Source organism: Flagellimonas lutimaris, from assembly GCF_051494225.1.
GTDB classification, from domain to species: Bacteria; Bacteroidota; Bacteroidia; order Flavobacteriales; family Flavobacteriaceae; genus Flagellimonas; species Flagellimonas lutimaris_A.
This window is the reverse complement of sequence record NZ_JBNPYE010000009.1, coordinates 1-13,919: the sequence shown is the minus strand read 5'-3', so window position 1 is coordinate 13,919 and position 13,919 is coordinate 1. Positions and strand designations below refer to the sequence as shown.

The following is a 13,919-nucleotide window of genomic DNA, read 5'->3' as shown; positions in this document are numbered from 1 at the left end:
TATGGGCATGAAAGATAAATTACATCAGTTAAAACTTAAGTATCAGGGCAAAAAAATGGCCCCGGCCTTTAATGCACTGCATACTTTTCTTTATACGCCAAATGACACTACACATTCTGGTGCTCACGTTCGCGGTGCGGATGACTTGAAACGTACCATGAACACCGTAATTTTGGCCTTGGTGCCATGTCTGTTGTTCGGAATGTTCAATGCAGGATATCAGCATTACTCTGCAATCAATGGGTTTCCGGAGAGTTTCTCTTTGTTTGAAAACTTTTTGACATGGGATAACTTCTTGGTGGGTATCACTACGGTTTTGCCTTTGGTAATAGTTTCTTATGGAATTGGACTAGGTATTGAATTCTTGTTCGCTGTGATCAAAGGTCATGAGGTTGAAGAGGGGTACTTGGTAACAGGAATGTTGGTTCCTTTGATTGTTCCTGTAGATACACCACTTTGGATGTTGGCCATTGCGGTAGCCTTTGGTGTTGTTATCGGTAAAGAAGTTTTCGGTGGTACCGGAATGAATATATTAAACCCTGCGTTGACCATACGTGCATTTTTGTTTTTCGCTTATCCAACCTGGATGAGTGGTGATAAAGTTTGGGTACATGGTGCGGTTGAAAGAGCAGGGACGGCAGATGCCATTTCAGGTGAAACCATTTTGGGTTCATTGGCACAAGGTTCGGATTATAGTTATTCGTTGGCCGATATGTTCTACGGATTTATACCGGGCTCCGTTGGTGAAACATCTACCTTGTTGATTATATTGGGAGGTCTTTTCTTGGTCTTCTCAAAAATAGCCTCTTGGAGGATTATGGTGAGCGCTGTAGTTGGAGCTTTGGCCATGGGACTTATATTTAATGGAATTGTAGATGCCGGTTGGTTACCGGAGTATAGTAAGTTCTATACCTTAATGAGTTTTCCTTACTGGCAACACTTGTTGGTAGGAGGCCTGGCCTTCGGTATCGTATTTATGGCTACAGACCCTGTTACCGGTTCTCAGACCAATAAGGGCAAATGGTACTATGGATTCTTTATCGGATTCCTATCGGTTATGATTAGGGTGTTCAACCCAGGTTATCCAGAAGGTGTGTTCTTGGCCATCTTATTGATGAATGTATTTGCACCTACCATCGACCATTATGTAGTAAGGGGCAACATTAAAAAGAGATTGAAACGATTGAAGACTGCAACCATATATCCTAAAACTTCGGATGAGGTTGATTCACTAAAAACGGAAACAGCTTAGATATGGCAATCAATACAGAAAAAAACAGCTATACTGTAATCTTTGCGGCCATCATGGTGGTTGTTGTTGGCTCATTGCTCGCATTTGTGGCATCTGGGCTCAAACCTAAGATTCATGAAAATCAACGCTTCGAAAAACAACAGAACATCCTTTATGCCATGGGGGTGAACCAGAACGAGGGTGATGGTGATGTTACCTTTATCCCTACAAGTTCTGTTGAAGCCGATTTTTCCAAATACATTACAGAGCAATTGGTGGTGGAAGGAGCAAAAGCCACCGAAATGGATAACGCCTATTTAATCAATGTGCAAAAAGAGCTTGCCAAGGCCAAAAAGGGTGAAGCGGCAGAACTTCCTTTGTTGATCGGAGAAAAGGATGGTGAAAAATTCTATATCATTCCAATGTATGGTAAAGGACTTTGGGATGCTATTTGGGGATACATTTCTTTGGATGACCAAATGGTTGTTCAAGGGGTATATTTTGATCACAAAGGAGAAACACCCGGACTTGGAGCCAATATTAAGCAGCGCTTTTTTATGGATGATTTTAAAGGAGAATCCATCATGTCCGGAAATAAATTCGAGGGTATTACTGTGGCCAAAGGAAACGGTGATCCTTTGAATACGGATAAAGAAGACAACAAAGTGGACGCTTTGGCAGGGGCTACGATTACTGGTAATGGTGTTACGGCCATGATCAGGGATTGCATCAAACTTTACAAACCTTATTTAGAAACCATTAGAAAGAAATAATATGGCACTACTATCAAAAAAGGATTCAAAGCTGATATTGGACCCTTTGGCTGACAACAACCCGATTACCATTCAGGTATTGGGAATCTGTTCTGCCCTAGCGATTACGGCAGAGCTAAAGGCATCTGTGGTTATGGCCCTTTCAGTGTTGTTTGTACTTAGTATGGGTAACGTGGTTATTTCGTTAATGCGTAATATCATCCCATCAAAAATTAGAATCATTGTGCAATTAGTGGTTGTTGCCGCATTGGTAATCATTGTGGACCAAGTTTTGAAGGCGTTCGCCTATGATTTGAGCAAAACACTTTCTGTATTCGTGGGATTGATCATCACCAACTGTATCATCATGGGGCGCTTTGAAGCTTTTGCACTTGGGAACAGCCCAGGTAAGGCTTTTTTAGATGGAATAGGAAATGCTATGGGATATGGTATCATATTGGTCATTGTTGGTTTTTTTAGAGAGCTATTGGGTTCTGGAACCCTTTTCGGTTTTAAAGTACTGGGAGACCCTGTTACCAAAACTGGATTGTATTCCATCGGATACGAGAACAATGGATTTATGATTATTCCCCCAGCTGCATTGATTGTGGTGGGAATCATAATTTGGGTACAACGCTCTAGAAATAGGGCATTAATTGAAGAAGCATAAACCAAGGAAGTATGTTAGAGCATTTAGAACTATTTTTTAGATCAATCTTCGTAGACAATATGGTGTTTGCGGTCTTTTTGGGAATGTGTTCCTACTTGGCCGTATCCAAGAAAGTTTCCACAGCCGTTGGTTTGGGTGCTGCAGTAATATTCGTGTTGGGTGTTACCGTGCCGCTTAACTGGTTGTTGGATCAATATCTGTTAAAAGATGGAGCCTTGGTTTGGTTGGGCCCGGAGTATGCCGATTACGACCTAAGTTTCCTATCATTCATCCTTTTTATTGCAACCATCGCGACCATGGTTCAGTTGGTTGAGATTGTAGTGGAAAAGTTTTCACCATCACTGTATAACTCCTTGGGTATATTTTTGCCATTAATTGCAGTAAACTGTGCCATCTTAGGTGGTTCTTTGTTTATGCAGACACGTGAAATACCAAATATTGGGTTAGCTTTAAATTATGGGGTTAGTTCAGGTATCGGATGGTTCCTTGCCATTTTGGCGATAGCTGCCATTCGTGAAAAGATTAGATATTCCAATGTACCAGCGCCTTTACGTGGTTTGGGAATCACTTTTATAATCACAGGTTTAATGGGAATTGGGTTCCAAAGTTTTGGAGGCATGCTCACGGGAGACAATGAGCCGCCAGAGGAAACTCAAAGCACAACCGTTGAAACTAAGGAAGAAAAAGAAATTAAAAAGGAGATTGAGGACAAGGAAGAAGCAATCTCTTATAACGAAGTCTTAAACAAATAAAGATGATATTAGCCGCAAGTACCGGAGGTACTATCTTAATTACTGTAGTAGCATTTCTTGTTTTGTTGTTAGTGTTGGTGGCGTTGTTGCTATTCACTAAAGAAAAATTATCCCCATCAGGTCCAGTAACCATTACTATTAATGGAGAAAAAGAGTTGGAAGTTGGTTCGGGAGGATCCTTGCTTTCTACCTTGGGTAACCAAAAAATATTCTTGCCATCCGCTTGTGGTGGTGGTGGAACATGTATCCAGTGTGAATGCCACGTACTTTCGGGTGGTGGTGAAGCATTGCCTACTGAAACCCCACACTTTTCAAAAAAGGAATTGCAAGAAGGAGCTCGTTTGGCCTGTCAGGTTAAGGTAAAACAAGACATGGAAATCACCATTCCAGAGGAGGTCTTTGGTATCAAAAAATGGAACGCTAAAGTGGTGCGTAACTATAATGTGGCCTCTTTCATTAAGGAGTTTGTTGTAGAGATTCCAGAAGAAATGAATTACAAAGCAGGAGGGTATATCCAGATTGAGATTCCACCTTGTGAAGTAAAATATTCGGATATTGATATTACTGCTCACCCCGAGGAGCACGAAACTCCGGACAAATTCCAGGCGGAGTGGGATAAATTCAACCTGTGGCCATTGGTCATGAAAAATCCAGAAACTGTGGAAAGGGCCTACTCCATGGCCTCTTACCCAGCCGAAGGAAGAGAGATTATGTTGAATGTTCGTATTGCGACCCCACCATGGGATCGTAGCAAAAACGGATGGATGGACGTGAACCCAGGTATCGCTTCATCTTATATTTTTAGTTTGAAGGAAGGTGACCCTGTAACCATTTCAGGTCCGTTTGGTGAATTCTTCATCAATGAGTCGGATGCAGAAATGCTGTACGTAGGTGGTGGTGCTGGTATGGCCCCTATGCGTTCTCACTTGTATCATTTGTTCAAAACATTGAAAACAGATAGAAAAGTAACTTATTGGTACGGTGGACGTTCCAAAAGAGAGTTGTTCTATATTGACCATTTTAAGCAATTGGAAAAGGATTTCCCTAACTTTAAGTTCTATATGGCACTTTCAGAACCAATGGAAGAAGATAATTGGAAGGTCAAGAAGGACATTAACGATGAAGAAGGAGATGGTTTTGTCGGGTTTATTCACAACTGTGTTATCGATAACTACTTGAACCATCACGAAACTCCAGAAGATATCGAACTATATTTCTGTGGCCCACCATTGATGAACAAAGCTGTTCAAAAAATGGGTGAAGATTTCGGTATTCCAGATGAGAATATCAGGTTTGATGACTTTGGAGGATAAAACCAAAATTGATTGGCACCTCGAGCATTGTCGAGAGGTATAAATAAAACCAAACCGATGCTCATGCATCGGTTTTTTTGTTACTTATGGCAAGAGAATTAACAGAACAGGAGCTACATAATTTGGCAATGAATATCGTAGGGCGTGAGCTCGAGGCCAATGGATTTGAGTTTATGGCCATTAATAGTAAGCCTAAGAAAAATCCACAATATGTATGTCTTAAGGAAAAGGTACTGCATTTTATAGTGGTGCGTAATGTGGAATTTCCACTAAACCCACGAGAGTATGATGAAGAGTTGATGCAGACCGTCAAGGCACATGCAGAAAAGTTTGAAGCAAGAACCTATTTTGCTGGAGTTGGTCTTTCAAACGCTTCTGACAGGACCGAGCCCCTGTATTTGGACGAAGAATATGTAGTAGACTATCAAGGTTTAATCGAGATATAAATGAAGAGCAAAATATTGTTTTTAGGGCTGGTGGTGCTTTTTTTTAACTGTGCACCGAAGGAAACTGTAAAAAATCAAACATGGGGAAATGCCCTTGGTACCACATATTCCATTATTTATATTTCTGATGAAGAGCTGGACTATCAACAGGAAATTGATTCCGTTTTTCAAGTGTTGAATCAATCCATGTCCACTTACATTCCTTCTTCGGATATCTCTAAAATCAATGAAGGGGATTCCACGATTGTGGTAGATGATATGTTCAAAGAAGTTTTTGATGTTTCCAGTAAAGTTCATGAAGCTTCCAATGGCTATTTTGACCCTACTATTGGCGTTTTGGCCAATGCGTGGGGATTTGGTCCAGGAGAACAAATTGAGCTCGATAGCCTTCGTGTAGATAGTTTATTGGGTTATGTTGGATGGGAAAAAGTACAATTGAATCAGGATAACACGATTACCAAAACGCATCCATCCATTCGTTTTGATTTTAATGCGGTGGCCAAGGGGTATGCCATAGACCGATTGGGCGCTCTGCTGGATGAAAAGGGCATCAAAAATTACTTAGTGGAAGTTGGCGGTGAAGTATTGGCCAAAGGAACCAATATCGATTCGGGTAAACGATGGACCGTTGGAATAGACGACCCACAAACGGAAACAGGTCGTCAACTAAAACAGATTGTTTCTTTGAAAGATGTGGCCATGGCCTCATCAGGAAACTATAGAAAATTTCGAGTAGATCCTGAAACTGGAGAAAAGTATGTGCATACCATCAACCCAAAAACCGGGTATACTAAAAACTCCAGTGTTTTGGCAACAAGCGTGGTTGCCAAAACCTGTGCGGTTGCTGATGCTTATGCCACAACCTTTATGGCGATGGATTTAGAAGATTCCAAAGGAGTGCTTCAAAATCATGATGAGTTGGAGGCTTACATTATTTATTTGGATGAAAATGGGGAGACCCATGAGTTTTTTACACCGGGTTTTGAAGCTTTGATCAAGAATTGATTATTTCCGCACCAGGGGAATGATTTCACCCTTTGCCAATCGATATTTTTCAACTTCTTCCTTTGGAAGAGTATGGGTGTAATCCAATTCTTCGACTATGAAGCCTATGTTTCGAAGTTTGTCAAAATAATCTCTTCCGTAAATGCGAACATGATCATACTGACCAAAAATACGAGCTCGCTCTTTTTTATCAGTGATAGTGTCATCCTCAAATGTTTTTTCCCTCTTCAAATCTTGTGGAATCTGAAAGATGCCCCATCCGCCCGGTTTCATAACACGGTAGAGTTCTTGCATGGCTTTGGTGTCGTTGGGAATATGTTCCAAAACATGATTGCATAAAATCACGTCAAAAGAATTATCCTGAAAGGGTAGATCGCAGATATCAGCTTTCACATCTGCCAAGGGAGAATTCAGGTCGGTGGTTGTGTATTCCAAATTGCCCAGCTTTTTAAATCGTTTGTAAAAAGCTTGTTCAGGAGCAAAGTGGAGTAACTTTAATGGCTTAGCGAAGAAATTGGTTTCTTTTTTTAAGTACAGCCAAAGTAAACGGTGTCTTTCCAAGGATAGGGTGGAGGGAGAGAGCACATTCTCTCTGGGATTTTCATAACCGTATGGTAAAAAACTTCTGAAACTTTTTCCGTCAATGGGATCGGTGAACCTATTTCCCTTTAGGGAAAAGGCAATCAATGGACGTACCCAATAGCTTAATCGGATAAGTAAAGGTCTAGGAATTAGGTTGAGGAAGTATTTAAATATTTTTGACACGAATCACACTAGTTTATACGAATTATTACCGGTTGTGAATTTTGAATGATGGTGGCAAAAGAAATGTCAGTTCGAGTTTTTTCCCCTTGGGAAAAAGTATCGAGAACAAGGGATTTAATGTTGATACTCCAATTCTCGATACAATCTTTCTCCGTTTCACTCCAAAAAAATCACTCGAATTGACGAATTTTCATCAAAACACGAAACGGTTATTTTATAATATTACTCTTCTATGGGTAAAACTATCCTCTCCAGAATTGACTATCAAACCCAAATTCATCTTTGATGCTGCTAAATATTTTATTGGTTGTTTTTATAACTACTGCGAAATTTGTGTCAATATAAAGATTACTGACCACTAAAGCACCAATTTCTTGCTGCGGAATTCGTCTTCTTCGTCACTGGTAATCCCTAAAGCTTCATAAATATATTGGAAAGTGGACAACAGTTCCGGTTTTCCATCCACTAAGGCCACATCATGCTCAAAGTGTGCACTAGGTTTGCCATCGGCGGTAAGTATGGTCCAACCATCCTTAAGTTGTTTTATGCGTTTGGTACCCATATTGATCATGGGTTCTATGGCCACCACCATTCCGTCAACGAACTTTTTACCTCGACCTCTTTTGCCATAGTTGGGCATTTGTGGGTCTTCGTGTAGTTCTCTTCCCAAACCGTGGCCTACCAATTCACGGACAACACCATAACCATGGTCTTCCGTATATTTTTGAATGGCATAACCAACATCACCGACTCGGTTGCCTAATTTAAACTCCCTGATTCCGATGTATAGGGATTCTTTGGTAACCCTTAGAAGTTTTTTGGTTTCCTCTTCGACTTCGCCAACCTCAAAAGTATAGGCGTGATCACCATGGAACCCATTTTTAACGGCACCACAATCCACAGAAATAATATCACCTTCTTTCAAAGGTTCATTTCCGGGTATTCCGTGAACAACTTGTGCGTTTGGACTCCAATTCAGGGTGTTTGGAAAGTCGTACATGCCCAAAAAACCAGGCACTGCTCCTTGTTCTCGAATAAACTCCTCGGCCATTTTATCCAATGTTAATGGATTTGCACCGGGCTTTATTTCCTTGGCCAACATGCCCAAAGTTTTGGATACGACCAAAGCGCTTTCGCGCATCAACTCAATTTCCTCTGCTGTTTTTACTTGAATCATAGCCGCAAAGATAATTTGATTCTATGGATTTTAAGGAATGTTTGCTATACCAATGGCTTTTGAGTCATCAATTCCGGTTGTGGAACCCCCAATAATTTAAGAATGGTAGGGGCAATATCTCCCAAAACACCACTTTTGACCTCTTTTACATCATTATCGACTAAAATAAGAGGAACAGGATTTGTGGTATGTGCCGTATTAGGGCTTCCATCTGGATTCACCATGGTATCACAGTTTCCATGGTCCGCAATTACAATAGTGGAATACCCATTTTCCAATCCAGCGGTAATGACGTCCTTGGCACATTCATCAACGGTTTCGCACGCTTTGATTGCCGCTTCCATTACTCCGGTATGGCCTACCATATCAGGGTTGGCAAAATTAAGGCAGACAAAGTCCACTTCACCTTTTTGAAGCTCGGGCACAATGGCATCACGAATATCGTAGGCACTCATTTCAGGTTGAAGGTCGTAGGTGGCCACTTTGGGTGATGGACAAAGAATACGTTGTTCCCCTTCAAAAGGTTCTTCGCGACCCCCATTAAAGAAAAAGGTAACGTGCGGATATTTTTCGGTTTCCGCGATACGTATTTGTTTCTTGCCGTTTTTGGCAAGGGTCTCACCAAGGGTATCCTTAATATTATCTTTATTAAATATGATTTTGATTCCCTTAAAAGAATCATCATAATTGGTCATGGTAACGTAATACAGGTCCAGTTTGTGCATGTTCTGCTCATGGAAATCCTGCTGGCTCAAGGCTTGGGTCAGTTCTCTACCACGGTCTGTCCTAAAGTTGAAGAAAACAATGACATCCCCATCCTTGATTTTGGCGACTGGTTCATTCTCATTATCCGTTAAAACCAAAGGTTTGATAAATTCATCCGTAACGCCATCATCATAGCTTTTTTGCATGGCTTTGCCAATATCCTGAGTTTTTTCTCCCTCAGCATTGACCAATACATCGTAAGCCATTTTTACGCGTTCCCACCTTTTGTCACGATCCATGGCATAATATCTTCCCACAACGGTGGCCAATTTGGTATTTTTATCGGAGCAATAATTGGTAAGGTCCACCAAGAATCCTTTACCACTTTTAGGGTCTACATCCCGACCATCGGTAAAGGCATGCACAAAGGATTTTTCCACTCCACTATCATCGGCCGCTTTAATCAGGGCCTTTAAGTGGTCGATGTGACTGTGCACCCCTCCGTCGCTCACTAAACCAAGAAAATGGATAGGTTTGTTGTTTGCTTTGGCATATTCAAATGCTTCTTTGAGCACTTTTTCGTTTTTTAGGGTATCTTCTTTTACAGCCTTATTGATTTTGGCCAGGTCTTGATACACAATTCTTCCAGCACCAAGGTTCATGTGTCCCACCTCACTATTTCCCATTTGCCCTTCAGGAAGACCAACATTCATTCCGTCGGTATGAAGGTCTGCATCGGGATATTTGGTATAAAGTGAATCAATAAATGGTGTGTTTGCTTTTGCAATGGCCGAAACTTTTGGATCGGGAGATTTTCCCCAGCCATCCAAAATCATTAGAATAACCTTTTTGTTCATAGTGAAAAATTGTACCACAAAAGTAAAATGATCTGGTTGGATGCCCTAGTTTTTTCTTTAATTTTCTGATTGTTAATTTGTTAATTGTTTTGTTATTTTCTTGAATGATTGTTAAAATTTAGTTATTTAACTGTTAATCCTGTAACATCCTTGATTTAAAGAAGTCTATTTTTATAACAAGTAAATTCATTAATCAAAAACAATTCATCATGAAAAAAACAATCTTTACAGTGGCCGCAGTTTGCTTGTTGGCCCTAAGCGGTATTTCTGCCAATGAGCTGAAAACCACAAACACTGAAGCAGACATTACAATAGTGTCACCAGATGACCTTAGCGCTTTTTGCAAAGCGGTAATGCAGGGTGATGTTGATACTGTTAAAAAGTTTATTGAGCTTGGAGAAGATGTCAACCAAAAATCTTTAGGTAAGGCGCCTATCCACTATGCGGCCCGTTATAATAAGGCCGAAGTATTAAAAGTGCTTATTGAAAACGGCGCTGACCTTAAAAAGCGTTGCGACGGAGGTATGACAGCAATGAAATATGCCAAACTATCCCATGCCACGGAAGCAATAGCTGTGTTGGAAGATGCTATGAAAAAATAAGAAAGGAGTTTATTCGTCTTATGAAAAAGGCCCATCCGATCGGATGGGCCTTTTTTCTCATTTACATATTTAGTGTTCTTGCAAAAGAGTGTGTCTCGTGACTTAGAATTCAAAGCCGGTAAAAGCTCTGTACAAAAATGCATATACGGCCATAAATAACATAACCGCGCAAAATATAGAGTACCCTTTTAAAAAAAGTACTACAAAGCTTGGTTTGCAATCGTCAAATGCCTCTAAATAGAGATCTTTAAAGTGTACTAGTGTTCCCATATGTTCTCTCTTTTTTATAGCATAAAAGATTAAGAGAACCTTAGTAGGATTTGGGTTTTCTCAAAGGTACAGAAATTATGCCAATCTTATTGTTTTATCGATAAACGGCCAATTCTATCGACCTGAATATTTTTGGATGGCTTCTTTTATTTTTTCAATTCGGTTTTCGGGATCGGGGTGGGTACTTTGAAATTCCGGAACCCTGTTTGGGCCGGCCGCAGCTTTCAGGATCTTCATCACTTCTATCATTTCATTTGCCTCGTATCCAGATTGAATCATAAATAAAACACCGAGTTCGTCGCTTTCCAATTCATCACCTCTTCCATTTTTTAGTAAGGTATTCTGACCAATACCGGCTACCACGTTGCCCATGTCGCCCCCAACTGAGGCGCCTGTTGCCAAGGTTTGCCAAAAATTGCTCTCCGCAATACGTTCTGCCGAATGCCTGCCTATTACATGGCCGATCTCGTGTCCTAAAACACCAGCTAGCTGCGGTTCGTTGAGCTGGGAGAAGAGTGCATAGGTTATAAAAATCTGTCCTCCGGGAAGGGCAAATGCATTTATGGTTTGATCATCTGCCAAAAGGTGAAACTCATATTGATAAGGGGTTTCTCGCGCTACACTACTTTGCACCAATTTGTTGCCCACGGCATCCACCAAAGCTTGCATACGTTCATCAGGATAGAGGCCACCGTGCTGTTGAGCCATTTCGGGTGCACTTTGCAGCCCGATCGCAATCTCTTGCTCGGCGGTCATGTTTATATTCTGGGTCCTGCCCGTATATGGATTTTCTTCTTGATTGTTGCACCTACGTACAAAGGCAAAGGCCACAATGGCCAAACCGATAAGGATACGAATCCTCCAACTTCCTCTTCTCATGGCTAAGTGTTCTTGTTAATTGAAGATACAAAAAAACCGTTTATAGCAGCGTCGGGTTAATGTCCAAAATATTGTCTTGCACATAGGTCTTGATAAAACCAGTGGTAAAGTGCTCACTGCCGAAAAAATCTTCGTTTTTCAATAATTTCAGGACATTCAATTTTCGGTAGGCCGTTAACATAGGTATGGATAAGGGGGCATAGCTGTAGTGCCATGGTTCAAATTTAAAACCTCTTCTTCTGGGGTTATCGGTATATACAAGATAGAACCCATATTTCACTGAATTTTCATCCATCCACAGTTTAAGGCCCTCATAAGGTCCGCCTGCCTCAAACTTTTCGGTTACCAAAACATCACCTGTAACTTCGGGGTATCCATCAATAATATCGATATCGGTGCCCCAATGGTGCCTGCTGGTTCCGGGTATAGTGGAGTATTCAATAATTTTGTCGATGGCATCCAAAGGAGTCATGTTGTCCTCTTCGGTAAACCTTAGGTATTTACGTTCCCAAATGCCTCTTTGTCTATAAAAATCTCTATAACTGGAGGCAATTTTGATATCAAATCCATCAGAATAGGCGGCTTTTTTCATTGCTAAAAAGGACTCGTAAGCTTCTTTCCTTAGGTTGATACCTTCACCAAAAAGTTCAATTTCTTCCTTGCCCATAAGCTCTTCGGTGGAGTAATCAGCATTGAAAAAGCTTGGAAAAATGGGGGGGATGGTGCAGGCCAATCCTGATGCGGAAGCCGTTTTTATGAAGGTCCTTCTTTTCATGAAACAAATTTTGTCCCAAGTTAAGAAGTATTTTTAATTCCTGCTTTTGAAAATGCTCTTTGAAAATGTGATTGATTTTACCGATCTAAGAAAAGAAAGCCAGTATATTCCAACTCCAGGTCGTCCAAGGTAACGAGGTAAAAATAAACACCTTCGGGCAAACCGGCACTCTGGTTCGTAATGAGGGTTCCCGTATTGGCGATTCCACTAAACTCATTGGTGTAATTGATTTTCTCAAAAACCTGTTGTCCGTATCGGTTAAAAATACGTACACTGTTATTGGGCGACTCTTCCAGACCATCGATAATCCAAAAATCGTTGGTGCCATCCCCGTTCGGACTCAAAAAATAGTTCCCCAAGGTGGGGTTGTTCACCGCGAACGTATCGGTGGGCAATGGAGTGGTACCAAAAGTAATGGCGGCATAGTCATTTGGCAAAAAGGTTTCTGTGGTAATAAACCCTTGCGTTAAATCACCACTAATGGACGAATTGCCAATAATCACCCATTGGTTGGACGATTTGCTCCATCCAACCACAATAATGGATTCCGCTGTGGCATTGGGGATGGCTCCCAAAGCACTCCGGGAGTTCCAAGAAATGGTTACTTGGGCCGGTACATCACTCTGGACAATCCAGAATTCACGATCGGTTATAGAACCAATGTCCTGTATTTTTTCCTCCCTATCAAAACTTTCCAAAATGGAGGAAGGGCTGGACGGGTCTTCATAAAAGTAAGCGCAGATGGCCAAAGGTGTGGTACCTTGGGAATTCAATGTTAATGGCCTAAGTTGTTGACGATCGCCCACGGGGAACGAAAACACATCGCGGTTGTTTACTGCAGCAAAGCCCGTTACTTTGGAGGCATCGCTTTCACCGGTAAAAAAACCTTGGTCCATAAAATTGAGGTATACCATTTGCCTGTTTGTAGGTGTTAGGAAATTACCGTAGATAAAATTTACGTTGTTCCGCACCATGATGGAGTTTTGCAAAAAAACATTGCCAACAGCCATGATCTCCGTGTCCCAAAGCGTAGGAGGGATGCTCCCCGAAACCAGTATCACGTTATTGCCGTAAAATCCGACCAATCCTGTGGTTTGGTCAAAGTTGGCATCGTTGATAAAGTTGGTGTGCAAACCTATGTTGGCATTGTGGTGTACCTGCAAATTACCGCGATTATACAGCCCACTTTGGGCCACAGCAAAGCTGACCGACAACAAAAACGCTATGTGGAGGAGGTATTTCAAAATTTTAAAAACTGATAACCGTGAAAAACCAATCTGCATCTACAATCGCAGATGCGCTATTATATATTACAACATCAAAAGTAGTAGCGGTTTGATTAGTTACTTGGATTGTTCGGATAGCACCGGAGGTGTTGTAAAGTGTTAATTGAATTGTGTAATCTCCAGAAGGTGGATTATCTAAAGTAATGGTGTAAGATCCACCTAAACCTGAAATTGTGGCTCCCGATCCAGTTAGTGTTCCACTTGTTACTCTTCCAGTTGCTACGACTGGATTTGTGATGGCAACATTAAATTCTTGTGCGGATGGGTTTGATACTGTGATTCCATCTCCAGATGTAACATTAATTCCGTCGACGTAGTTTTTTGTTGCGGCGTCCTGTGGGTTGGTGGGGTCGGTCACATCGGTTATCGCGTTGTTTCCCGCACTTGGGTCCAATGTAAGAACATCTGTTAGGTCCTGGGCCTCCGTTGCGGTT

General features: G+C 41.3%; 16 protein-coding genes. 8 read left to right on the top strand and 8 right to left on the bottom strand.

Going from position 1 to position 13,919, the window contains the following annotated elements; translation table 11 throughout:
- Window position 1 precedes the first annotated feature (1 nt).
- The 7 genes from ACQQ5U_RS15315 (at window position 2) to ACQQ5U_RS15285 (ending at window position 6,169) form a co-directional block, all read left to right on the top strand.
- On the top strand, window positions 2-1,252 hold the full coding sequence (locus tag ACQQ5U_RS15315) for an NADH:ubiquinone reductase (Na(+)-transporting) subunit B (RefSeq protein WP_437398836.1): 1,251 nt from the start codon (window positions 2-4) through the stop codon (window positions 1,250-1,252).
- 2 nt (window positions 1,253-1,254) lie between these two features.
- Window positions 1,255-2,004, top strand: a complete 750-nt coding sequence (locus ACQQ5U_RS15310; RefSeq protein ID WP_437398834.1) for a Na(+)-translocating NADH-quinone reductase subunit C — start codon at window positions 1,255-1,257, stop codon at window positions 2,002-2,004.
- A gap of 1 nt (window position 2,005) precedes the next feature.
- Complete coding sequence (locus ACQQ5U_RS15305; RefSeq protein WP_437398832.1) at window positions 2,006-2,653, top strand: NADH:ubiquinone reductase (Na(+)-transporting) subunit D; 648 nt, start codon at window positions 2,006-2,008, stop codon at window positions 2,651-2,653.
- A gap of 11 nt (window positions 2,654-2,664) precedes the next feature.
- On the top strand, window positions 2,665-3,405 hold the full coding sequence (gene nqrE / locus ACQQ5U_RS15300; RefSeq protein WP_437398830.1) for an NADH:ubiquinone reductase (Na(+)-transporting) subunit E: 741 nt from the start codon (window positions 2,665-2,667) through the stop codon (window positions 3,403-3,405).
- Between the two features lie 2 nt (window positions 3,406-3,407).
- Window positions 3,408-4,718 carry an NADH:ubiquinone reductase (Na(+)-transporting) subunit F gene (gene nqrF / locus ACQQ5U_RS15295; RefSeq protein WP_437398829.1) on the top strand — a complete coding sequence of 437 codons (1,311 nt, stop codon included), beginning with the start codon at window positions 3,408-3,410 and terminating at the stop codon, window positions 4,716-4,718.
- An 86-nt stretch (window positions 4,719-4,804) separates the two neighbouring features.
- On the top strand, window positions 4,805-5,164 hold the full coding sequence (locus ACQQ5U_RS15290; RefSeq protein WP_437398827.1) for a Na(+)-translocating NADH-quinone reductase subunit F: 360 nt from the start codon (window positions 4,805-4,807) through the stop codon (window positions 5,162-5,164).
- Window positions 5,165-6,169, top strand: coding sequence for an FAD:protein FMN transferase (locus ACQQ5U_RS15285; RefSeq protein ID WP_437398826.1), 1,005 nt, complete (start codon window positions 5,165-5,167; stop codon window positions 6,167-6,169).
- Here the strand turns inward: ACQQ5U_RS15285 and ACQQ5U_RS15280 are convergent, their stop codons facing one another.
- The 3 genes from ACQQ5U_RS15280 to gpmI form a co-directional block, all read right to left on the bottom strand.
- The gene (locus ACQQ5U_RS15280) at window positions 6,170-6,934 is read right to left on the bottom strand and encodes a class I SAM-dependent methyltransferase (RefSeq protein ID WP_437398824.1); all 765 of its coding nucleotides are present in this window, start codon (window positions 6,932-6,934) and stop codon (window positions 6,170-6,172) included.
- Window positions 6,935-7,292: 358 nt separating this feature from the next.
- The gene (gene map, locus ACQQ5U_RS15275) at window positions 7,293-8,111 is read right to left on the bottom strand and encodes a type I methionyl aminopeptidase (protein ID WP_437398822.1); all 819 of its coding nucleotides are present in this window, start codon (window positions 8,109-8,111) and stop codon (window positions 7,293-7,295) included.
- A gap of 44 nt (window positions 8,112-8,155) precedes the next feature.
- Window positions 8,156-9,673, bottom strand: a complete 1,518-nt coding sequence (gene gpmI, locus ACQQ5U_RS15270) for a 2,3-bisphosphoglycerate-independent phosphoglycerate mutase (RefSeq protein ID WP_437398820.1) — start codon at window positions 9,671-9,673, stop codon at window positions 8,156-8,158.
- A 209-nt stretch (window positions 9,674-9,882) separates the two neighbouring features.
- Here gpmI and ACQQ5U_RS15265 point away from each other — a divergent pair, with 209 nt between their 5' ends.
- Entirely contained in the window at window positions 9,883-10,275 is a 393-nt protein-coding gene (locus tag ACQQ5U_RS15265) for an ankyrin repeat domain-containing protein (RefSeq protein ID WP_437398818.1), read from the top strand.
- Between the two features lie 102 nt (window positions 10,276-10,377).
- Here ACQQ5U_RS15265 and ACQQ5U_RS15260 read toward each other — a convergent pair whose 3' ends face one another.
- The 5 genes from ACQQ5U_RS15260 to ACQQ5U_RS15240 all read right to left on the bottom strand — a co-directional run.
- Complete coding sequence (locus ACQQ5U_RS15260; protein WP_437398816.1) at window positions 10,378-10,545, bottom strand: DUF6747 family protein; 168 nt, start codon at window positions 10,543-10,545, stop codon at window positions 10,378-10,380.
- A 114-nt stretch (window positions 10,546-10,659) separates the two neighbouring features.
- Window positions 10,660-11,424 (bottom strand): M48 family metalloprotease, encoded by a 765-nt coding sequence (locus ACQQ5U_RS15255; protein ID WP_437398815.1) that lies wholly within the window; start codon window positions 11,422-11,424, stop codon window positions 10,660-10,662.
- A gap of 40 nt (window positions 11,425-11,464) precedes the next feature.
- Window positions 11,465-12,199: a M15 family metallopeptidase gene (locus tag ACQQ5U_RS15250; RefSeq protein ID WP_437398813.1), complete on the bottom strand. Its 735-nt coding sequence runs from the start codon at window positions 12,197-12,199 to the stop codon at window positions 11,465-11,467.
- Window positions 12,200-12,276: 77 nt separating this feature from the next.
- Window positions 12,277-13,443, bottom strand: coding sequence for a gliding motility-associated C-terminal domain-containing protein (locus tag ACQQ5U_RS15245; RefSeq protein WP_437398812.1), 1,167 nt, complete (start codon window positions 13,441-13,443; stop codon window positions 12,277-12,279).
- 4 nt (window positions 13,444-13,447) lie between these two features.
- On the bottom strand, window positions 13,448-13,919 hold a 472-nt coding region (locus tag ACQQ5U_RS15240), incomplete at its 5' end, for a hypothetical protein (protein WP_437398810.1).